Raw genomic sequence first — 22059 nt, 5'->3', positions numbered from 1 at the left:
CGTGTCGGGACCGCCTGCGCCGAGCTCCGTCAGTCGAAGACCGAGGCGCAGGTGGTCCGTTCGGCGTGGGCCGGGTCGAGGGCGTTGACCGCCTCGTGCCAGGCGATCCGGTCGGTGAGCCCGATCGTGACGTGCTCCGAGAGGTCCAGGAGGCACAGGTCCTGGAGTACGACGTTGCGTACGTTCGGCCCTTCCAGGAAGGCGCTCCGGTACGGCGTCACCACCTCGTCGTACTTGGTCGCGATGACCGTGTACTTCACCCCGGGCACGGTGTCCCCGCCCTCGTTCAGCTTCTGCTGGAAGGCGGATCCGGCGATCTGGTCGGCGAGACCGGGGGTCGCGGTGCTGATCAGGTGCTCGGCCCCGGGGAAGTACGGCAGGAGCTTGGTGAACCCGTTCAGCGTGGTGCCGTGGTTGTCGGGGGCGAGCCCGACCAGCGCGTTGACCTTGGAGGCGCCGCCGAGGAACTTCAGGTAGTAGCGCGGCATCATGCCGCCCTGCGAGTGCCCGATGATGTCGGTCTTGGCGGAGCCGGTGGCGGCGAGCACCCGGTCGACAAAGACGTCGAGCTGTCCGGCGGACTTGTCGATGGGCCCGAGTCCGTTGAAGAGGGGGACGCCGGGCAGTTGGCCGTAGTCGAGCGAGTAGACGCAGTACCCCCGGTGCACGAGGTAGGGCGCGAGCCCGAGCCAGTTGTCCCAGGAGTTGCCGAAGGTGCCGTGGACGAGCACGACGGGGCGCGGATGCGCGGCGGACGGCTTGCAGGACCAGTTGTTCCAGCCGCTGCTGGGAGCGGCCGCGGCCTGCGCGGCGCCGGTGGGGGCGACGAGCGCGGCGGCGGTGAGGGTGAGGACGGCGAGCGGGCGGAGCAGGCGTCTCCAGGGCAGCATCGTGTGATCTCCTTGCGGGTCGACTCAAGGGGATGAGCGGGGGGATTCGTCCCGTGATCCGGATCACAAGGGGAGCTGCTGCCGCTAAATTACGGGTGAGTAGCAACACAGGGAAGTTACGCGTCAGTAAAAAATCGCGCGTCGCCCCGCCGAACCGTTATGGGCCCTCGCACGAACCCCCGAAGAACCCCCGAAGAACCCCCGGCGAACCGTCAGGCGGCCAGCGTGCCGCGGGCGATGGCCTGTGGCCCGAAGCGCGCGCGGACCCGGTCCGTGACGGCCTCCAGCCGACGGGCCTTCTCGTCCTCGGGATCGAGACTGAGCTGCCGCGCGGCCCGATCGGCCGAGGTCAGGCCCTCGGCGCGCAGGGACAGCGCGCGGACCCGGGCCCGCTGCAGGCCGAGGCCCGCGTAGAGGGCGTAGGCCGTGTCGGTCAGGGCGGCCGAGTGCGCGGTGGGTTCGGCCAGGGTGCGCGTCCGGGTGAGCGTGGTGCGGTCGGCGCAGCGGACGGTGAGGGAAAGGGCACGGCAGACCTGCCCGCGGCCCTGTTCCTGTGTACGAAGCTTCGCGCCGAGCTCCTCGGTCAGCGAGAGCAGCGCCCGCCGGTGCCGTGCGGGATCCAGCTCGTCCAGATCGAAGAGCCGCTCGGCGGCGATGGCGCGGGCGGCCGCACCCGGCCGGACCGGGGTCCGGTCGATCCCGAGGGCGCGCTCGTGCACCTCACGGCCGAGCCGGGCGCCGAGGATCCGCCGCAGGGCGGCGGGCGGGGCGGCGGCGACCCGGCCGACGGAGTCGAGGCCGTAGGAGCACAGGGTGCGGGCGGCCTTCGGCCCGACCCCGTCGAGGACGGTGACGGGTTTGCCCGCCAGGAACTCCCGTACGGCGGCGGGCTCCCCGGGGATCACCAGGGTCCCCCCGGGCCGGGCCTCTCGGGCGGCGGCCCGGGCCAGCATGGGGTTGCCGGCCACGCCGACGGTGGCGTCCACGCCGTACAGGGCGAGGGCCCGGACCCGGATCACGGCGGCGAGCCGGGTGGCGTCGCAGTCGAAGTACCGCAGGGCGCCCCGGATGTCGGCGAGGACGGTGTCGGGCGGCAGCGCCTGCACGGCCGGAGTGATCCCGCCGAGCAGCGCGAGCATCCCGGCGTACTCCCGCGCCCCGAGCGGCCCCCCGTCGGCGGGGTGCGGGCGCAGGCACATCACGACCCGCTCGACGGTGGTCATCCCGCGCTCCCCGGGCTGGAGTGCCACAGCTTGCGACCGGTCGCGGGGCCGGTGCCGGGCGGCTGGAGGTCGGCCCAGGGGTTCATCTCGTACCCCGTGGACATGCGGATCCTGCGGGCGGGCGCCTTCGCCCCCGGCTCCCCGGCGGCCCCGTCGGCCCCGTCGGCCGCGTCGGCCGCGGCACCACCGTCGGCCGCCCCGCCGCCGCCCGGGGCCGGCTCGGCCGGCTCCGCGAGGCGGGCCGCGACCGCGTCCAGACCACCCGCCGCCCGCAGTTCCACCAGCTCCGCCAGGTTCCACACAGCCGCCCCGACCACGCTCAGGCTCTGCGGGCCCCGCCGCTGCACGACACCGCGTACCAGCAGCAGGAACGAGTGGAAGACGGTGTGCGCGCAGCGCTCGTGGCTGTCGTCGAAGAAGGCCAGGTCGACCAGGCCCGTCCCGTCGTCCAGCGTCGTGAAGATGACCCGCTTCCCGGAGCGGATCGGCGGGGTCTGGGTGGCCGCCTTGGCCCCCGCGACGAGCACGGTCTGCCCGTGCTCGGTGTCCCGCAGCCGGCGCGCCGGGATCACTCCCAGTTCGGCCAGGAAGGCGTGGTGGTCCCCCATCAGGTGCCGCGAGGCGTCCATGCCGAGGACGCCCAGCTCGGCGCTGAGCCGCTCCGCCTCGGTCAGATCGGGCAGCCCGACGGAGGCCGTGGACCGGCCGCCGTCCAGGGGGAGTTGGGGTCCGCGCACCCCTGCGGCCCGCTGCGCGCCGTGCAGCTCGGACACGTGCAGCAGCAGGTCCCGCCGGTTGGCACCGAAGGCGTCCAACGCCCCGACCTGTGCGAGGCGTTCGGCGACCGGGCGGCCCGGGTGCGCCCGGTCCCAGAAGTCGCGCAGGGAGGCGTACGGCTGTCCGGCCTCGATCCGGTCCGCCTCGGCCCCACTGATGCCGTGGACGTCGGACAGCCCGAGCCGCAGCCCCCACACTCCCCCGGTATCGGACACCAGTTCGATACGGTGGGCGGCCGCCGACCGGTTCACGTCCAGCGGCAGCACCGGCACGCCCCGCCGCCGCGCGTCCGCCAGCAGCAGCCGCTTCGGGTACATCCCCGGATCGTGGGTCAGCAACCCCGCGTAGAAGGCCGCCGGGTGATGCGCCTTCAGCCAGGCCGACTGGTACGTGGGCACCGCGAAGGCCACCGCGTGCGCCTTGCAGAAGCCGTACGACCCGAAGGCCTCCACGATCTCCCAGGTCCGGCCGATCACCTCCACCGGATAGCCGCGCTCGGCCGCCCTCGCCGCGAACCAGACCCTGATCCGCGCCTGCGACTGCGGGTCGGACAGCCCGCGCCGCACCCGGTCCGCCTCGTCCCGCCCGCAGCCGGTCATGACGTGCACGATCTCGATGATCTGCTCGTGGAAGACCACCACCCCGTACGTCTCGCGCAGCGCGTCGGCCAGGTCCGGGTGCGGGAAGCGGACCGGCGCCCGCCCGTGCCGGGCCTCGATGAAGGGCCGCACCATGTCGGCGGCCACCGGCCCCGGCCGGAACAGCGAGATGTCGACGACCAGATCGTGGAAGGTGGCCGGCTGCAGCCGCCCCACCAGATCCCGCTGGCCCGGCGATTCGATCTGGAAGCAGCCCAGGGTCTCGGCCGAGCGGATCAGCTCGTACGTGGCCCGGTCGCCCGGCGGCACCTGCGCCGGGTCGTCCAGGTCGAGCTCCCGCCCCGTACCGCGCCGGATCTCCGCGACCGCGTGCGCCATCGCGGACTGCATCCGCACACCCAGCACGTCCAGTTTGAGCAGGCCGAGCTCCTCCACGTCGTCCTTGTCGAACTGGGACATGGGAAAGCCCTCGCCACTGGTGGGCACCACCGGCGTACGGGCGAGCAGCGAGTCGTCGGAGAGCAGCACCCCGCACGGGTGCATGGCGATGCCGCGGGGCAGCGCGTCCAGCGATTCGACGAGCTCCCAGAGCCGGCCGTACGACTCCCCGCGCACGTCGCGCAGTTCGGGCAGTTCCTCCAGTGCGGCGCGGGCGTCGCGGGCCCGGATGTGCGGGAAGGCCTTGGCGAGCCGGTCGGTGACGGCGGGGTCCATGGACAGGGCGGCGCCGACATCGCGGATGGCGTGCCGGACCCGGTAGGTCTCCGGCATGGAGACGGTCGCGACGCGCTCGGTACCGAACCGGTCCATGATCCGCCGGTAGACCTCCAGCCGGCGGGCGGACTCCACGTCGATGTCGATGTCGGGCAGGACGCGCCGCCGCTTGGAGAGGAAGCGCTCCATCAGCAGGCCGTGGGCGACGGGGTCGGCGTGCGCGATCCCGAGCAGGTGGTTGACGAGGGAGCCGGCGCCGGAGCCTCGGGCGGCCACCCGGATACCCATCTCCTTCACGTCGTGCACGACTTGAGCGACCGTCAGGAAGTACGAGGCGAAGCCGTGGTAGGCGATGATGTCGAGCTCGTGGTGCATCCGCTCCCAGTACGCGCGGTCGCCCGCGTACCCGCGCAGCACCATGCCCGCCGAGGCCCGCGAGGCGAGGACCCGCTGGGCGCTGCGGTGGGCCGCGCCGACGAGCCGGGCCTCGGGGAAGTGCACGGAACCCATGCCGAGGTCGTCCTCGGGGTCCACGGAGCAGGCCTCGGCGGTACGCCGGGTCTCCGCGAGCAGGCGCCTGGCGTCGGCGGGGCGCAGCCCGGCCGCCTGCGTGATCCGGTCGGCGGCCTCGGCCATGGCGGCGGGGTCCTTGAGCCAGCGCTCGCCGCTGTCGAGCGGCTGCGCGGGGTTGCGGGGGTCGATGGGGACCAGGCGGCGGGCCGCGTCGAGGATGTCGGCGACCGGGCCCTGGCCGGGGTCGGCGTAGCGCACGGCGTTGGTCAGCACGGCCGCAACGCCCTGGTCGGCGGCGAAACCGACGGTACGGGCGGCCAGCCGGAGCGAGCCGGGCCCGGTGCCGGTGCGGCCGTGGTGGACGGCCTCCAGGCGCAGGGAGTCGCCGTAGATCTCCCGCCAGGGCGCGAGCAGCCGGGCGGCCCGGTCGGGGCGGCCCGCGGCGAGCGCCCGCCCCACCTCGGAGTCGGGCCCGAGCAGGACGAAGACGCCCTCCCCGCGCAGTACGCCCCAGGGCACCAGCGGGACCTCGGCGGCCCCCGCGTGGGCGGCGGTGACCATCCGGCACAGCTCGGCCCACCCGGCGGCCCCGTCCCGGGCCAGGAAGACGGCCCGCGCGGCGGTCTCGTCCACGAAGGCCCCGCCCTTGACGGGGGTGCGCCGCCGGTAGGAGGCCTCGCCGGGGCCGCCGCCCGCGGCGGGTCCGGTCGAGCCCCCCGGCCCGGCCGGGCCCGGCGCGGGCGATACGGCCATGTCCACTCCGAACAACGGCCGGATGCCCGCCCCCGCGCACGCCTTCGCGAACCGCACCGCACCCGCCAGGGTGTCGCGGTCGGTCAGGGCGAGGGCGTCCATGCCCCGGTCGGCGGCACGCTCCGCCAGCCGTTCCGGGTGCGAGCCTCCGTAGCGCATGGAGAACCCCGAAACGGTGTGCAGATGCGTAAAACCAGGCACCCGCGGCCTCCTGCTTCGCTCGAATGAACACCTCCCCCGCTCTCCACCATAGAGCAATTCGAATATCCGTGCGAAACACTTGTTCGATCATCCGGAGGTCATCTGCGGTGCGCACGGCGGTTCGGCCGCGCTGTGTGCCGGGCGCTGCCCGGACCCGCGCCTCAATCGCCGGCGAGGCTGGATGGTGCGGCGGGGTCGGCGCAGGTCGGTGCGTGGGGCCGTGCCGGGGTGTCTCCTCGGCTCGGCGCGCGCGGGCATCTCCCGGGCTGTACGGGGTGGTCGCGCCTCGTCCTGCGGGGACACCCCGACACGTCCCCACTCCCCTCCGCCGACCACGCCGCCAGGAGCGGACCCCGGGGCCGACCCGCTCGGGCGAGGCACGCAACGGGATCCCCCGCACTGCCGAAGCCCCCGCGTGGGGCGGGGACACGCAGGAGGGTCCCCGCAGGACGAGGCGCGACCACCCCGCACAACACGGCACTGCCGCGCGCGCCGAGCCGAGGAGACCCTCGTGCGGGGCACCGACCCACACCCGCACACCGCCGAGCACCCCGCAGGGGCACCGGCCGAGGAGACCCTCGTGCCGGGCACCGACCCACACCCGCACACCGCCGAGCACCCCGCAGGGGCACAGGCCGAGGAGACCCTCGTGCCGGGCACCGCCCCACACCCCCAGCCGCCCGCAGGGCACCCCGCACCGGGCGCTGGCCCGCACACCGCCGAGCAACCCCGCAGGGGCAGGGGCAGGGGCTACGTCGTGTGGACCACCTCGCCCGCCACCACGACCGTTTCCGCAACCGTGCCCGGGATCCGGTCCGCCGGGACGGTGAGGATGTCCCGGGAGAGGATCACGAAGTCCGCCACCTTGCCCACCGTCAGCGAACCGCGTTCCCGCTCCAGGAAGTTGGCGTGCGCCGAGCCCATCGTGTAGCCGTACACGGCCGTCTCCACGTCCACCGTCTCGGCCGGCTGCCAGGCCGGGCCGTCGCCGGACAGCGGGCGGCGCGTCACAGCCGTGTAGATGCCGACCATCGGGTCCATCTCGGCCACGTTCCAGTCGCTGGAGAACGCCAGCACCGCACCCGCCTCGTGCAGGCTCCGCATCGGCCAGGCCTTGTGCCAGCGGCCCTCGCCCACGTTCTCCGCCCAGTCCTGGCCGGGTCCCGCGATCTCCGGGGCGCAGTGCCTCGGCTGCATGCACGCGATCACGCCGAGCTGCGCGAAGCGCGGTACGTCCGCCGGGTCCAGGCACTCCACGTGGACCACCTGGTGGCGGGCGTCGCGCGGGCCGTTCAGCGCCCGCGCGTGCTCCACCGCGTCCAGGACGGTTCGGATGCCGCGGTCGCCGGTCGCGTGCACGAAGCACTGGAAGCCCCGCGCGTCCAGCTTCGCCAGCAGCTCCGCGAATTCCTCCGCGGGGTAGAAGGTCTCGCCGCGGTGCGCGCCGCAGCCGGTGTACGGCTCCAGGAGCGCGGCGGTACGCGGTTCCACCACGTCGTCGATGTAGAGCTTGAGCGGGCCGACCCGCAGCCGGTCCCCGGCGAACCTCCTTGCCGCGTCGGCGAATTCGTCCAGGTCGGCGTCTCCGGTGCCGCGCGGGTGGAACAGCGCCGCGACGATCCGTGAGCACAACCGCCCTTCCGAGCGGGCCCGTTCGAAGAGTTCGAGGTCGTCGAGGGAGTTCTGCGGCTCGACGACCGTGGTGATGCCGAAGCCGATGGCGTCGTCGAGGCTCTTGGCGAGCCGTCCGTACTGCCGGTCCGGCGAGGCCCACGGCACGCCCAGCTCGCGCAGGGCCCGGTGGCCGTCGCGGGAGAGTCCCTTGATGGCGAAGTCCTTGACGAATCCGGTGGGTTCGCCGGTTCCCGGGTCCACGGCGGCCGTACCGAAGGGCAGGTCGGTGCGGTCCCGGGAGACCCCGAGCCGCCGCATGGCCGCCGTGTTCAGCCAGGCCGTGTGCACGTCGTACGAGAGCACGATCGCCGGGGTGTCCCCGGTGACCGGGTCCAGGTCGGCGGCGCACGGCATCCGCCCGTCGGGGATGGCGGAGTAGTCGAAGGCCTCGGCCTCGATCCACCCGGCGTCCGGGTTGGCCTGCCGCCAGGCCAGGATCCGCTCGTGGATGCCGCCCAGGGTGCGCACGCCGGCGAGCTGGACGCAGTCCGCGTCGGAGCCGAGCCGGACGTGGTTGTGGGCGTCGATGAAGCCGGGCAGGACCAGCTTGCCGCCCGCGTCGATCCGCTCGGTGTCCGGGCCGGCCCAGGCGGCGGCCTCGTCGTCCGGGCCGACCCAGACGATCAGGCCGTCGTGGACGGCGAGGGCCTCGGCCGCGGGCAGGTCGGGATCGACGGTGTGGATCCGGGCTCCGGTGAGCAGCAGGTCGGCGGGGAAGGGGTGGCGTGTCATGCGGGGGTGCTCCATCGGGTGTGCGGTGTCTTTCAGGCGGCCGGGGCGTACGCCGCGACCCGGCGGCGGGTGAGGGCCCAGTAGGTGAGTCCGGAGACGACCGAGCCGAGCAGGGTGAGGTCGGCGCCGCCGAGCGGGGCGACCAGCGGCCCGGTCCACAGCTCGGAGTCGCAGGTCAGGGCGGCGAAGGTCATGCCGGTGAGCAGGGCGGTGATGCCTGCGGGGTGGTAGCCGGAGCGGTACCAGTAGGCGCCCGCGCTCCCGGTGTGCAGCGCGTCGGCGTCGTAGTGGCAGCGGCGCAGCAGCATGTCGGCGAGGAAGACCCCGCCCCAGGGGGCGAACACGATGATCAGCAGGGAGAGGAAGGAGAGCAGGGAGGTGGTGAAGTCGGTGAGGAACAGCGCGGCGAGCGAGCCGAGGGCGGTGACGGCGGCGCTGATGACGATGGCCCGGGCGCGGCTCCAGGGGATGCCGAGGACCTGGAGGTTCAGGCTGGAGGAGTAGAGCGTGATGATCGAGTTGGTGACCGAGCCGCCGAGTACGAGGGCCAGGAAGAGCGGCTGGAACCAGCCGGGGAGCAGGCTTTCGGCCCCGGCGACCGCGTCGGTCATGTCGGTCTGGGTGGCGGCGGCGGCGCCCGCGACGCCGAGGGCCACGGAGGAGAGGAAGCCGCCCAGGGCGCCCATCCAGGTGATGGACTTCAGCGAGGTGGTCCGGGGCAGGTAGCGGGTGTAGTCGGCGGGCATCGGCAGGTACGAGAAGGGGCCGGCGAGCATGACGACGAAGGCCAGGCTCCAGCCGGAGAGTCCGGGTGCGACGCCGGCCGGGGCGGCGGTGTCGGTGCCGGGCAGGACGAAGAGGAGCAGGACGCCGAAGCCGGCGGCGAGGACGTAGGCCATCCAGCGCTCGGCGAACTGCACGGTGGCGTGGCCCCACATGGCGACGGCGAAGGTCAGCGCGAGGGTGACCAGGAGGGCGGCGGCGCGGCCGGCGGTGCCGGTCTGCCAGCCGATCTCGGCGAAGAAGACTTCCAGTGCGAGGGTGCCCACCACGGTGTTGACGATGGTGTAGCCGATGCTCACCACCCAGTTGAGGACGCTGGCGGGGAAGTTGCCGCGTACGCCGAAGGCGGCGCGGGAGATCACCAGGGTGGCGGTGCCGGTGCGGATGCCGCTGAGTCCGGCGGCGCTGATGGCGAAGAAGGACAGTCCGCCGATCACGACCACGGCGGTGGCCTGCCAGAAGGAGAGCCCGAAGGCGACGGCGAGGGCGCCGTTGATCACGTAGGTGAAGGTGAGGTTGGAGCCGAACCAGAGCCAGAAGAGGTCTTTGGCGCTGCCGTGGCGTTCGGCGTCGGGAATGGGGTCGATGCCGTGCGTTTCGACCCGGAACACCTCGTCGACGTCGACTGTCTCCTGCTGCCCCATGGCGGACCCCTGACCTTGAACGATCTTGAATGGCGTTCTAACTTCTTGAATGGCATTCAAGATGAGGGCTGGACCGCGACCCCGTCAAGACCCTGTCCGGGATAAGGTCGGTCCACGAAGATCCGGAGGGCGGGAGCGGTGGCGGGAGCAGCACGGCGGCGCGACGGGCAGGTCGCCCAGGAGCGGATGCTGGAAGAGGCCATGACGGCCATCGCCGAGGACGGACTGGCCGCGCTCACCATGTCCGCGCTGGCCGAGCGGCTCGGCACCAGCGGCGGCCACATCCTGTACTACTTCGGCAGCAAGGACCGGCTCCTGCTGGAGGCCCTGCGCTGGAGCGAGGAGCAGCTCACCGGGGAGCGCCGGGCGCTGCTGGGGCGCAGGGTGACGGCGGCGCGCAAGCTGGACCAGTTCCTGGAGCTCTACCTTCCCGAGGGCCCCCGCGACCCGCGCTGGACGCTGTGGATCGAGCTGTGGGCCCGTACCGCCTCCAACCAGCCGCTGAAGGCCGCCCAGGAGGAGATCGACGACAGCTGGCAGCGTGATCTGGAGACGCTGCTGACCAAGGGCGTGGAGCAGGGCCGCTTCGCACCCCTGGACGTGCCCGCGCGGGCCTCGGAGCTGCTCGCCCTGCTGGACGGTCTGAGCACCCGGGTCGTCCTCGGCCAGCGCGGCGCGGACCGGGCCCGGGCCCTGGAACAGGCCCGCTCGGCGGCGACCCTGCTCATCCCGCGCACGTGAGGCGACGGGAACTCCTTCCTTTTCGTGCGCGACCCGGCGTCCGATGCCGCAATTCGACGCCCAAAAGCGGAGCCCTCCGCGCCGAATAGGGTCATTCAGAGCGGGCCGGGGGTCCGTTCACACCCATTCACGCCCCTGGCGCGCCCTCTTGACCAGGGCATATGCGGAAGACACAAAGCAGTTCCGGGCTTGTGAAATGCTTCACTAGAATTCCGCTCGAAGTGCGCCCTACCGCGCTCCTCCCCCAGCGAGCACAATCGCGGTGACGACTCGCATCGATCGTGAAGGAGGGAGCGCGTGCGCAATCAGGTGCGCACAGCGGACGGGCGCGCTCTGACCGTGGAGCGCTGGGGCGATCCGGACGGTAGACCCGTCTTTCTCTTGCACGGCATGCCCGGCAGCCGCCTCGGCCCGGCCCCCCGTGGCATGGTCCTCTACCAACGCCGGATGCAGCTCATCGCCTACGACAGACCCGGCTACGGCGGCTCCGACCGCCATGTGGGCCGCACCGTCGCCGACGTGGCCCAGGACGTGGCCGCCGTCGCCGACGCCCTCGGCCTCGACACCTTCGCGGTCGCCGGCCGCTCCGGCGGCGCCGCGGGCGCACTGGCCTGTGCCGCCCTCCTCCCCGACCGGGTCACCCGCACCGCGGCGATGGTCGGGCTCGCCCCCCGGGACGCGGAGGACCTGGACTGGTTCGCCGGGATGGCCGCGTCGAACGTACGGGAGTACACCACCGCCACCGACGACCCCGAGGAGCTGGCGGCCCGTCTGATCCCGCGCGCCGACGGCATCCGCAAGGACCCCGGCCGGCTGCTCGACGAGCTGCGCCGGGAGCTGACCGACAACGACCGCATGATCGTCTCGGACGCCGGCCTGCGGTCGATGCTCCTGCGGAACTACCGCGAGGGGCTGCGCCATTCGGCGTACGGATGGATCGACGACGTCCTCGCCTTCAGCCGCCCCTGGGGCTTCGATCCGGCCGACATCCGCTGCCCGGTGCTCATCTGGCACGGGGAGCTCGACGTCTTCTCCCCCGTGGGCCACTCCCGTTGGCTGGCCCGCCGCATTCCGGGGGCCACCACCAACATCGTCCCGGCCGCCGCGCACTTCGCCGCCCTGCGCGCGCTGCCCGACGTACTGAACTGGCTGCTGCGCGACCTCCCGGCGCCGGACCTCAATGAACAGCAGCCCGCCTAGGGGGCCTTGCCCCCGCACCGCCCCACTCCACCGCAGTGGTCACCGCCCCCTTCCCGCCCATCGGCGGGGGCGGTTCCGCGTCGGGCGGGACGGACTCCCGGCCGGCGGGGCAAGCCCTCGCATCGCACCAGGTCAGCGAGGTACGGCCGGCGCAGGTCCGGGCCGACCGGGGCGCCGCCCGGTCCCCCGGCGATGAAAAGGATCTTTCTTTGCAGGAAACTCCTGATTCGGCCACCTCGGGATATCCCCGCGCTTTGCAGGGAAGTCATGACCAGGCGTCATGTCTCGTGTTGCGAATGGGGTGTGGCCGAGTAAAGTCCACGCTTGACAACAGCATCACGCTCTTGTCATTCACATGCCCATTCCACATGGCTTCCCCAAGGACGGTGCCGTGAACACTTCAACGACCCCCGCGACCAGCTCGGTCAAGGCCCACCGGGTCCCGCTCACCAAGATCGACGTCCACTCCGCGTCCGCGGCGACGACGCTCGGTCGCGTGCTGCCGGCCGAATCTGCTCGTCCGGTTCAGGCACCCATCTTCAACTCCGCGCTCTGACAACGAAGTATGCGCTCTAGACTGGTGGAATGACCGGCCTGATCCCATTTCGCGAGATCGTCCTGAAAGTTCACAGCAGATGCGATCTTGCTTGTGATCATTGCTATGTCTACGAACATGCAGATCAGAGCTGGCGAGCCCGGCCGAAAGTGATCTCCCCCGAGGTTATTTCGCATACCGCGTCGCGGCTCGCCGAACATGCCCGTGACCATGCACTCCCCTCCGTCACGGTGATCCTCCATGGAGGGGAACCCCTGTTGGCGGGTACCGCCCGGCTCCGCCTCGTGTGCGAGGAGTTCGGCCGCGCGCTCAGCGGAATCGCCGCCCTCGACCTGCGCGTCCACACCAACGGGCTCCAGCTCAGCAGCCGTTACCTCGACCTCTTCGACGAGTTCGGCGTCCGGGTCGGCATCTCCCTCGACGGGGACCGCGCCGCCAACGACCGCCACCGCCGATTCGCCGACGGCCGTACGAGCCACCCGCTGGTCCTCGCCGCCGTCGCGCTCCTGCGCTCGGAGCCCTACCGCCATCTGTACCAGGGTCTGCTCTGCACCGTGGACGTGGCCAACGACCCCGTCGCCGTCCTGGACGCGCTGGTCGAACTGGAGCCCCCGCGCGTGGACTTCCTCCTCCCGCACGCCACCTGGGAGACTCCCCCGGCCCGCCCCGACGGCGCCCCCGACGCGTACGCGCGCTGGCTGCTGCGGGTCTTCGACCACTGGGAGCGGCTGGGTCGCCCGGTGCCCGTACGGCTCTTCGAATCCCTGCTCTCCACCCTGCGCGGCGGCCCCAGCCTGACCGAGTCGCTCGGCCTCGCGCCCACCGACCTCGTCGTCGTCGAGACCGACGGGACCCTGGAGCAGGTGGACTCCCTCAAGAGCGCCTTCGAGGGGGCCGCCGCGACCGGGTTCAACGTCTTCGACCACGCGTTTGACCAGGTCGCGGCGCATCCCGGGGTCCGTGCCCGGCAGCTGGGCCTCGCCGGCGTCAGCGACTCGTGCCGCCGGTGCCCCGTCGTACGTTCGTGCGGCGGCGGGCTCTACACTCACCGCTACCGCGAGCGGAACGGCTTCGACAACCCCTCCGTCTACTGCACCGACCTGCGCGAGCTCGTGGACGGGGTCGAGGGCCGCACCGCGCCGAGGGAGACCGCGCCGGAGCTGTCCGACCCGGCCGAACTCACCCGGTCCCAGCAGGAGCTGACCCGGATCCTGCTGGCCCGGCTGCACGCGGACCTCGCCGGCGACCCGGACTGGGCGCACGCCTGGGAGCTGCTGGCCGCCGTGGAACGGGCCGGGGAGTCGGGCGCGGACGCGCTGGCCGCCGTACTGGACCACCCCTTCACCCGGACCTGGGTACTGGCGGCCCTGGACGCCGCCCGCACCGGTGCGCCGGACGTCGCGGAGGCGGCGCGCAGGCTGACCGCCCTGGCCGCCGCGGCCGTGCTGCGCGGCGGGCTGGAGCTGCCGGCCGAGGTGGCCTACCGGGACGGCGAGGTGTACCTGCCGACGCTGGGGCTGCTGCGGCTCGGGGAGCCCGGTACGGAGGGCCGGGCCGCGCTGCACGTCACCGACGAGGGGTACGCCGTACGGGACGGCCGCGCCGAGCACCGCTTCGGCCCCGCGGCCGGGGACGCCCGCTGGCAGCCCGTACGCACCTGGTCGCCCGGACCGGACGCGGCCCCGGTGGCCCTGGAGGACCTCGACCCGTACCGCAACTGCTTCGCCCGCCCGCCCAGGCTCCGCCTCGGCACGGGCGAGGCCGAGGAGTGGCGGGGCAGGCTGGACCGGGCGTGGGCGCTGCTGCACGAGGTGGTGCCGGAGTTCGCCCGGGCGGCGGCCACCGGGCTGACCACGCTGACCCCGCTCGCGGGCGGACCGCGGGCGGGCGGCTGGGGCGAGGCCGGCCGGCACGGGCCGGGGGCGCTCGGGGTCCCGTACGCGGCGGGGGTGCGGGAGACCGCGCTCGCGCTGCTGACCGGGCGGCGGCGGACCCGGCTGCGGGCGCTGACCGAGGTGGCCGATCTGTATGCGCTGGACGGTCAGTGGCAACACCGCTCGCCGTGGCGGGAGCGGCCGGTCCCGGTGTCCCGGCTGCTGGCCGATGTGCACGAGCGGGTGGCGGTGGAGGCGTACCGGCGGGCCACGGCGGCGTCCGAGCCGGGCGGCTCGGACCGGATCCACCGGGCCCTGGACCGGCTGTCGGAGGCGGCCGAGCTGACCGTCACCGGCAAGCGGCTGGTCGCGGAGCTGCGGTACGAACTGAAGACGGTCGACGCGTGAGTGCCGCCGCCTCCCCGGCCGCCTCCCCCACTGCCCCTGCCTCCCCCGCCGCCCCCTCCTCCGGCACCGGCCGCCTCCAGCTGGCCGTGCGGTTACGGCTGCTCGGGGTCCGCCCCGGCATGCGGCTCCTGGTGCACGCCGCCCTGGGCGGGACCGGGCTGCGCGCGGAGCTGCTGCGCGACGCCCTGACGGGTGTCCTCGGCCCGCGCGGCACGCTGGTCGTCCCCGCGTTCACCCCGGCGAACTCCAAGACCTCCGCAGCTCATCTGGAGCGGATCGGCGGCCTGGACGAGGCCGGTGTGCGGGCCTTCCGCGAGCGGATGCCCCCCTTCGACCCGGCGAGCACCCCGAGTCAGGGCATGGGCTCCCTGGCCGAGGCCGTCCGCACCGCGCCGGGCGCGGCGCGCAGCGCCCACCCGCAGACCTCCTTCGCCGCCCTCGGGGCGGACGCGGAACGGATCTGTTCCGGGCACCGTCTCGAAAGTCATCTGGGGGAGGAGTCGCCCCTGGGGAAACTGTGCTGGGAGGGCGGGCAGGTACTCATGATCAATGTGGGGTTTTCGGTCTGCACCGCGTTCCATCTCGCGGAGTACCGAATTCCGAAGCCCCCCTTGCGCATGTACGAGTGTGTGGTGAAGGTGAACCTTCCGGGGCTGCAAAGGCACCGGCAGGAGGGGGAGTGGACCGCATACGAGGACGTCGCGCTGGATGACAGCGATTTCGCGGAGATCGGTGAGGCGTTCCCGGATTCCCGGGTGCGCAGGGGGCGGGTGGGAGGCGCGTCGACCATGCTCTTCTCCCTCCCGGAGGCCGTCGATCACGCGCTTGAATGGATGACCGAAAACAGACGCTGATTGACTGAACGATGAGGGGATGTGGCGAAGCAGCTCCGGAATGATGTTTCTTCGCTCGCATCTTCGGGACGGGGGTCGTGTGCCCGCAACAGGGGAGCCGTACTTTTTTCTCAGTTACGCACATACACCGAGGTTCGGGGCCGGGGGCCCCGACCCGGACATGTGGGTCGAGCGCCTTTTCCGTGACCTCTGCGGACACGTCATGGCGCTGACGGATCTGCGTGCCGGGTACGACGTCGGGTTCATGGACCGGGAGATACGCAGCGGCGAGGGCTGGTCCGAACGGCTCGCACGTGCACTGGCCAACTGCCGTGTCTTCGTTCCCCTGTTCTCGCCGCGGTACTTCGCGAGCGAGATGTGCGGGAAGGAATGGTTCGCCTTCGCGCAGCGCGCCGTCCAGCACGGCGCGGTCCGCAACACACCGGCCGAGGCCATCGTGCCCGCATTATGGGTGCCGGTCCCGCCGGAGCAACTCCCGGGTCCTGCCGAGCGGTTGCAGTTCAACCACAACACCTTCGGGGAGCGCTACGTCACCGACGGCCTGTACGGGCTGATCAAACTGCGCGGCTACGCCGAGCAGTACGAGCAGGCGGTGTACGAACTCGCCCGTCGCATCGTCCAGGTCGCCGAGACCGCCCACCTGGAACCCATCCGCCCGCTGGACTACCGCAACGTACCCAGTGCCTTCGGCTCCAGCGGCAGCCCCGCCCGCACCCTGCACGTCACCGTGGCCGCCGCCTCCCGGCACGAACTGCCCGAGGGCCGCACCCCCGAGTACTACGGGGACACCGCGCTGGAGTGGAACCCGTACCACCCGGTCGCCCAGCGGCCCATCGCGTACGTCGCCGAGGACCTGGTCAAGAACCTCAACTACCAGACGAGCATGTCCTCCTTCGACGACGAGGCCGGACACCTCGACGGTAAACAGCTGCCGACCCGGCCGGAGATCCTGATCGTCGACCGCTGGGCGGTGGAGGACGAGGACCGGCGGCAGCGGCTGGCCGCCTTCGACCGGGACCCCCGGCCGTGGATCAACGTGGTCGTGCCGTGGAACCGGTACGACCACCAGAGCCGGACGAAGGAGAGCGAGCTGGCCGACCGGCTGGAGGCCACCATGCCGAAGACGATGAGCCAGGGCCGGGCCGCCTGCCGGGCCGCCGCCAACGGCGTGGCCAACGTGGAGACCCTCGGTCAGATCCTGCCGCAGGTGGTCGAGGCCGCCGCCCAGCAGTTCCTCAGACACGCGCAGCCGTATCCGCCGAAGGGCGACACCTCCATCGAACGACCCCGGCTGCTCGGTCCGATGGGGATGAACGGGCCACCCGGGCCGCCATCGCCCCGTGTCCCTTTCCCGCCCGATTCCGACCGGCACCGGACCGGGCCGGCGGGGGCCGGCCTCCACGACAACGACGACAACGACACCGACCGGGGGGACGCGGATGACAGCGAGCAGTGACAGCGACAGCGACAGCCGTGACGGACGCATCGTCACCTTCTATTCGTACAAGGGCGGCACGGGCCGCACCATGGCGCTGGCCAACACGGCCTGGATCCTGGCCGCCAACGGCAAGCGGGTCCTCGCCGTGGACTGGGACCTGGAGGCGCCCGGCCTGCACCGCTTCTTCCACCCCTTCCTGGACCCTTCCACCCTCGGGGCCACCACCGGGGTCATCGACCTGATCAGCGAGTACGCGTGGGCGGCGACCAGCCCGGTGCAGCGGCCCGACGACTGGCACAAGGACTACGCGCGGATACAGCCGCACGCCGTCTCGCTCACCCCGGAGACCCACGGCTGGGAGTTCCCGGACGGCGGCACCCTGGACTTCGTCTCGGCGGGCCGGCAGAACCGCGAGTACTCGGCGACCGTCTCCACCTTCGACTGGGACAACTTCTACGACCGGCTCGGCGGCGGGCTCTTCTTCGACGCATTACGCGCCGACATGAAGCGGAACTACGACTACGTCCTGATCGACAGCCGCACCGGCCTGTCAGACATCGCGGACATCTGCACGGTCCACCTCCCGGACATCCTCGTCGACTGCTTCACCCTGTCCGACCAGTCCATCGACGGCGCCGCGTCCGTCGCCCGGCAGATCGACGAGCGGTTCAACGACCGCGGCATCAAGATCTACCCGGTGCCGATGCGCATCGACGAGGGCGAGAAGGAGAAGGCCGACGCCGGCCGGGCGCTGGCCCGGATCAAGTTCGACCGCTTCCCGAGCGGCCTGGTCGGGGACGAGCTCACCTCCTACTGGGGCGCGGTGGAGATCCCGTACCGCCCCTACTACGCCTACGAGGAGACGCTGGCCACCTTCGGCGACGAGGCGGGGCTCACCAACTCCCTGCTCTCCGCCTTCGAGCGGCTCACCGCCGTGGTCACCGAGGGCCGGATCACCTCCATGCCGGTCATCGGCGAGGAGGTCCGGCTGCGCATCAGGGACGCGTTCACCCGGCGCCGCCCGGCGCTGCCCGCCGACCTGTTCCTGTCCTACGTCGCCGAGAACCGGATGTGGGCCGACTGGATCGAGTCGGTGCTCACCCGGGCCGGCTTCAGGGTCGTACCCAAGGACGTCTCGGCCGAGCGGGCACCGGGAGCGACCGTCGGGGACACCCTCGGCGGCGCGGGCATCAGCATCGACACCGCCGCCCGGACCGTGGTGCTGCTCTCCACGGCCTACCTCAAGTCCGCCCGGGCCGTGGACGTGTGGGAGCGCGCGGCTGCCGAGGACCCCACCGGGGGCCGGCGCCAGCTGGTGCCGCTGAGGGTGGGGGACGTACGGCTGTCCACGCCGTACATCGACCGCAACCCGGTGGACCTCTTCCGGCTCGACGAGGTGCACGCCACCACCGCCCTGCTGCGTGCGGTGGAGCGGCCCATGGCCCTGCCCGACAGCCTCAACAGCGCGTCCCAGCCCGGCCCCCGCTTCCCGGGGACCGTCCCGAAGATCTGGAACGCGCCGCCCCGCAACCCCGGGTTCACCGGGCGCAGCATCGTCCTGGAGCGGATGCGCGACCAGCTCGGCGGGGGCATGGCGGTGGTGCTGCCGCAGCCGCAGACCCTGTTCGGGCTCGGTGGCGTCGGCAAGACCCAGGTGGCGCTGGAGTACGTGCACCGGTTCATGGCCGACTACGACCTGGTGTGGTGGATCTCCTCGGAGCAGACCGACGACGTGGTCGCGGCCCTCGCGGAGCTGGCGGTCCGGCTGGGCGCGCAGACCGGTGAGGACATGGCGGCGGCCTCCCAGGAGGCGATCGACCTGCTGCGGCGCGGGGTTCCCTCCTCCCGCTGGCTGCTGGTCTTCGACAACGCGGACGATCCGGAGACGCTCAAGCGGTTCTTCCCGCCGGGCGGTCCGGGCCATGTCCTGGTGACCTCCCGCAACCAGTCCTGGTCGCAGTACGGTGACGCGCTGCCGGTGGACGTGTTCCTGCGCGAGGAGTCCATCGAGCACCTCCAGCGCCGGGCCCCCGGGCTCAGCAAGGACGACGCCGAGCAGGTGGCGGTGGCGGTGGGCGACCTGCCGCTGGCCGTCGAGCAGGCGGGTGCCTGGATAGCGGAGACGGCGACGCCGGTGTCCGCGTACATCGAGCAGCTGGCCCAGCAGGCCGCCCGCGTGCTGGCCCTGAACCAGCCGCCCGGCTACCCGGAGCCGGTGGCCGCCACCTGGAACATCTCCATCGAGCGGCTGCAGTCCCGCTCCCCGGCCGCGGTCCGGCTGCTCCAGCTCTGCGCCTTCCTCGCGCCGGAGCCGATCTCCGCGAACCTGCTGTACAGCAAGGAGATGATCGACGCCCTCAAGCCCTACGACTCCTCGCTGCAGGAGAAGCTGGTGCTCGGCCGGGTGATCCGGGAGATCGGCCGGTTCGCGCTGGCCAAGGTCGACCAGGTCAGCAACAGCATCCAGGTGCACCGGCTGGTGCAGGCGGTGATCCGGGCCCAGCTGACCGAGGAGGAGCAGCGGGAGGCGCGGCACGCGGTCCACCGGATCCTGGCCGGCGCCCGCCCGGACGACGACGAGCCGATCGACAATCCGGAGACGTGGCCGCGGTTCAACACCATCTGGTCGCACCTGACCCCGTCCGAGGCCCGGTTCTGCAAGGAGCCGGAGACGCGCCGGCTGCTGATCGACCGGGTGCGCTACCTCTGGAAGCGCGGGGACTTCAAGGCCGCGTACTCCCTCGGCGAGGAGCTGCGGGAGTCCTGGAAGGAGATGCTGGGCAACGACGACCTCCAGTACCTGTACCTGCGCTTCCACCTGTCGAACATCCTGCGCTCGCAGGGACGGTTCGTGGAGGCGAAGGAGCTGGACGAGGTCACGCTGGAGCGGCAGCGCGCCGTGCTCGGTCCCTCGCACCCGCACACGTACATGACCATGAGCGGTCTGGCCAACACCCTGGGCGCGCTGGGCCAGTACGGGCAGGCGATGGAGCTGGCGACCGACGCGCACGAGGGCTTCAGCCAGATCTTCCACGAGGCGCACCCGCGCACGCTGGCCGCCGCGAACAACCTGGCGCTGAACCTGCGGCTGGTGGGGCAGTACACCAGGGCCCGCGAGATCGACCAGGAGGTGCACGACCTGCGCACGGAGGTGCTCGGGCCGGAGCACCCGTACACCCTGTCCTCCGCGCAGAACCTGGCCCGCGACCTGCGGGAGGTGGGCCGGTACGAGGACTCGGTGCAGCTGCTCAGCCGGACGTACGAGACCTACAAGCGGACTCTGGGGCGGGCCTTCCCCGGCACCCTGTCGGCCGCGAAGAACCTGGCCGTGTCGCTGCGCCGGGCCGGTCAGCTGGAGGACGCCCTGCGGCTGACCACGGCCACCCGGGCCCGCTACCGGGCCAAGTACACCTCCGTCAACCCCGACCTGCTGTCCTGCGAGCTCAACCTTGCCTCGGACCTGTTCGCGACCGGGGACCCGGGCGGGGCGCGGGACCTGGCGCAGGAGGTGGTGGACGAGTACATGAAGGTGCCGGGCGAGCGGCATCCGTACACCCTGGCAGCGGTGAACAACCTGGCCGTCTTCCACTGGGGCACGGGTGCGGCGGAGACGGCGGAGACGATGCTGCGCCAGACGATACGGGGCATGCGGGACGTACTCGGCGACAACCACCCGCACACCGTCTTCGCCCATCTCAACCTGGCCAACACCCGGGCCGATCTGGGTGATCCGGAGGGCGCCCTGGAGCTGGAGCGGCTCGCGGTGATGCGGCTGCGCGAGGCGCTCGGGGCGCACCATCCGGAGACCCTGGCGAGCAGCTCCAACATGGCGATCAGCCTGGACTCGATGGGCCGCAAGGAGGAGGCGGCCCGGCTGCGGGCGGAGGCGGTGTCCGAGCTGACCCGGCTGCTCGGTGAGGACCACAGCCTGGCCCGTTACGCGCGCGACGAGCGGCGGGTCCACCGCGACCTGGAGCCTCTCGCGGTCTGATCCGACGGAGGGCGGCGGGGCTCCGCGACCGCGGGTCCCGCCGCCCGCCACCCGACAGCAGGGGGGCGCTGTGACCGACAGCATGACCTTTCGAAACGAGGACCTGCCGGCCCTCTTCCACCACACCGACCAGGCGGCGATCTCCCGGCAGCGGGAGTCCACCCAGGCCACGCGCGCCCAGTTGCTGCTGCTGGTCGCTGCCGCGGCGGCCGCCGCGCTGCCCGCCGGGCCGAAGCTGGGCTCGATGTACCTCTTCGGGCTGCTGAGCGTGCTCTCGTACGTGGGGGTGCTGGTCGTGGGCATGCGGGCGACCCGGCGCCGGGCCCGCCCGCAGTGGCAGCTCAACCGCAGTGCGGCGGAGTTCATCAAGTCCCTGGCCTGGCGGTACGCGGTGCACGGGGCGCCGTTCGGCAGCGAGGTCGCCGAGCCCGAGGCGACGTACCGGACCCGGCTGGAGGCGGGTCTGGCCGAGCTGCGGAAGATGGGCTGGGAGGATCCGCGGACCGCCGGGACGGTGCCGGAGGGCGGGGAGATCACCGGCGCGATGCAGCGGCTGCGCGGGTTGGACTATCAGGCGCGGCGCGAGACGTACGTACGGGACCGGCTGATCGAGCAGCGCAATTGGTACCGGCGGCGGACGGAGGTGTCCCGGCGGGCGACGAACCTGTGGTCGTGGACGATCGTGCTGGTGACCTGTCTGGCCCTGCTGTTCGCGCTGCTGGGGTCCTTCGGTTCGGGTCCGGGGCCGAGGCTGACCGCGCTGCTGAGCGCGGCGGCGGCGGCCGGTATCGCCTGGAACGAGGTGCGCCGCCATCATCCGCTGATCGAGGCGCACACCCTGATCGAGCAGGATCTGGCGGCGATGATGGTCGTGATGCAGACGACGATCACCGAGTCCCAGTGGCCCTCGTCGGTGTACGAGACCGAGCGGTACGTGTCCCCGCAGCACACGGACTGGCTGGTGCGGCACAGCAGTTGAGGGCGGTCGCCGACGCGACCCGGTGGGGGCGTGGCTCAGTCGCGGGTCACGCCCTCGGGCCAGATGACGGTGACCGGCTTGCCGAGGGCCTGCGCGTAGGCGACGATCTCGGCGGTGCCGCCGTGCCCGCGGGCGGGCTGCCCGTCCCAGACGGCGACGAGCCGGTCGCAGGAGTCGGCGATGTAGGTGCCGGCGGCGTAGTAGGCCTCGTCCGTGGAGCGGGCGAAGTCCATCCGGATCTCCTGGGTGGCCCGGTTCCTGAGACCCCGGTAGCGGGCGAGGGCCCCGGCGTCCTCGAAGGCGTCCTCGTAGTCCTCGCTGGGGATCACCACGGTGAGACCGGCGCCGTGTTCCAGCGCGATGGCGGCGAACAGCTGGTCCGCTCCCTCGGCGAGGCTGGAGAGGGCCTCCAACGGTCCTTCGTGGCTGCCCAGGACGGCTCGCAGACCGTCCTCCACATGGCCGAGCACCGAGTCCGGAATGGCTCGGTGCCCGGTCACGCCGATGCGTTTCAT

14 protein-coding genes are annotated in these 22059 nt (G+C 72.4%); 8 read left to right on the top strand and 6 right to left on the bottom strand.

Annotation, left to right across the window (positions count from 1 at the left end; genetic code table 11):
- Positions 1 to 29: 29 nt before the first annotated feature.
- From OG373_RS30005 to OG373_RS29985, 5 genes are all read right to left on the bottom strand, one after another.
- Entirely contained in the window at positions 30 to 890 is an 861-nt protein-coding gene (locus OG373_RS30005) for an esterase/lipase family protein (protein WP_405441460.1), read from the bottom strand.
- Positions 891 to 1102: 212 nt separating this feature from the next.
- Positions 1103 to 2113: a hypothetical protein gene (locus OG373_RS30000; RefSeq protein ID WP_405441459.1), complete on the bottom strand. Its 1011-nt coding sequence runs from the start codon at positions 2111 to 2113 to the stop codon at positions 1103 to 1105.
- The gene (locus OG373_RS29995) at positions 2110 to 5670 is read right to left on the bottom strand and encodes a DNA polymerase III subunit alpha (protein ID WP_405441458.1); all 3561 of its coding nucleotides are present in this window, start codon (positions 5668 to 5670) and stop codon (positions 2110 to 2112) included. The genes OG373_RS30000 and OG373_RS29995 overlap by 4 nt, the downstream gene beginning before the upstream one ends.
- A gap of 750 nt (positions 5671 to 6420) precedes the next feature.
- Positions 6421 to 8076: an amidohydrolase gene (locus tag OG373_RS29990; RefSeq protein WP_405441457.1), complete on the bottom strand. Its 1656-nt coding sequence runs from the start codon at positions 8074 to 8076 to the stop codon at positions 6421 to 6423.
- A gap of 32 nt (positions 8077 to 8108) precedes the next feature.
- Positions 8109 to 9503, bottom strand: coding sequence for a purine-cytosine permease family protein (locus OG373_RS29985; protein WP_405441456.1), 1395 nt, complete (start codon positions 9501 to 9503; stop codon positions 8109 to 8111).
- A 138-nt stretch (positions 9504 to 9641) separates the two neighbouring features.
- On the opposite strand from OG373_RS29985, the gene OG373_RS29980 reads away from it, so the two are divergent.
- The 8 genes from OG373_RS29980 (at position 9642) to OG373_RS29945 (ending at position 21544) form a co-directional block, all read left to right on the top strand.
- Positions 9642 to 10244, top strand: coding sequence for a TetR/AcrR family transcriptional regulator (locus OG373_RS29980; protein ID WP_405441455.1), 603 nt, complete (start codon positions 9642 to 9644; stop codon positions 10242 to 10244).
- Positions 10245 to 10541: 297 nt separating this feature from the next.
- A complete protein-coding gene (locus tag OG373_RS29975; protein WP_405441454.1) occupies positions 10542 to 11444 on the top strand; it encodes an alpha/beta fold hydrolase in 903 nt (300 codons plus the stop codon).
- A 391-nt stretch (positions 11445 to 11835) separates the two neighbouring features.
- Complete coding sequence (fxsA, locus tag OG373_RS29970) at positions 11836 to 12000, top strand: FxSxx-COOH cyclophane-containing RiPP peptide (protein WP_209468431.1); 165 nt, start codon at positions 11836 to 11838, stop codon at positions 11998 to 12000.
- A gap of 29 nt (positions 12001 to 12029) precedes the next feature.
- Positions 12030 to 14282: a radical SAM/SPASM protein FxsBH, inactivated beta-hydroxylase extension form gene (fxsBH, locus tag OG373_RS29965; protein WP_405441453.1), complete on the top strand. Its 2253-nt coding sequence runs from the start codon at positions 12030 to 12032 to the stop codon at positions 14280 to 14282.
- A 119-nt stretch (positions 14283 to 14401) separates the two neighbouring features.
- Positions 14402 to 15136, top strand: a complete 735-nt coding sequence (locus OG373_RS29960) for an aminoglycoside N(3)-acetyltransferase (RefSeq protein ID WP_405444256.1) — start codon at positions 14402 to 14404, stop codon at positions 15134 to 15136.
- A gap of 43 nt (positions 15137 to 15179) precedes the next feature.
- Positions 15180 to 16592, top strand: a complete 1413-nt coding sequence (locus tag OG373_RS29955) for a TIR-like protein FxsC (protein WP_397736117.1) — start codon at positions 15180 to 15182, stop codon at positions 16590 to 16592.
- Entirely contained in the window at positions 16576 to 20565 is a 3990-nt protein-coding gene (gene fxsT, locus OG373_RS29950; protein ID WP_405441452.1) for an FxSxx-COOH system tetratricopeptide repeat protein, read from the top strand. The genes OG373_RS29955 and fxsT overlap by 17 nt, the downstream gene beginning before the upstream one ends.
- Positions 20566 to 20647: 82 nt before the next feature.
- Complete coding sequence (locus tag OG373_RS29945) at positions 20648 to 21544, top strand: DUF4231 domain-containing protein (protein ID WP_405441451.1); 897 nt, start codon at positions 20648 to 20650, stop codon at positions 21542 to 21544.
- Between the two features lie 35 nt (positions 21545 to 21579).
- Here OG373_RS29945 and OG373_RS29940 read toward each other — a convergent pair whose 3' ends face one another.
- Entirely contained in the window at positions 21580 to 22059 is a 480-nt protein-coding gene (locus tag OG373_RS29940; protein WP_405441450.1) for a hypothetical protein, read from the bottom strand.

Origin of the sequence: Streptomyces avidinii, assembly GCF_045161815.1 — a bacterium.
Lineage (GTDB): Bacteria > Actinomycetota > Actinomycetes > Streptomycetales > Streptomycetaceae > Streptomyces > Streptomyces avidinii.
The sequence above is the reverse complement of the archived record's forward strand: the minus strand, read 5'-3'. Positions and strand labels throughout refer to the sequence as shown.

Coding starts and splice junctions, on each gene's coding strand:
- OG373_RS30005 (WP_405441460.1), bottom strand. CDS start 890: ATGCTGCCCTGGAGACGCCTGCTCCGCCCGCTCGCCGTCCTCACCCTC.
- OG373_RS30000 (WP_405441459.1), bottom strand. CDS start 2,113: ATGACCACCGTCGAGCGGGTCGTGATGTGCCTGCGCCCGCACCCCGCC.
- OG373_RS29990 (WP_405441457.1), bottom strand. CDS start 8,076: ATGACACGCCACCCCTTCCCCGCCGACCTGCTGCTCACCGGAGCCCGG.
- OG373_RS29985 (WP_405441456.1), bottom strand. CDS start 9,503: ATGGGGCAGCAGGAGACAGTCGACGTCGACGAGGTGTTCCGGGTCGAA.
- fxsBH (WP_405441453.1), top strand. CDS start 12,030: ATGACCGGCCTGATCCCATTTCGCGAGATCGTCCTGAAAGTTCACAGC.
- OG373_RS29960 (WP_405444256.1), top strand. CDS start 14,402: ATGCGGCTCCTGGTGCACGCCGCCCTGGGCGGGACCGGGCTGCGCGCG.
- OG373_RS29955 (WP_397736117.1), top strand. CDS start 15,180: ATGTTTCTTCGCTCGCATCTTCGGGACGGGGGTCGTGTGCCCGCAACA.
- fxsT (WP_405441452.1), top strand. CDS start 16,576: ATGACAGCGAGCAGTGACAGCGACAGCGACAGCCGTGACGGACGCATC.
- OG373_RS29945 (WP_405441451.1), top strand. CDS start 20,648: ATGACCTTTCGAAACGAGGACCTGCCGGCCCTCTTCCACCACACCGAC.
- OG373_RS29940 (WP_405441450.1), bottom strand. CDS start 22,059: ATGAAACGCATCGGCGTGACCGGGCACCGAGCCATTCCGGACTCGGTG.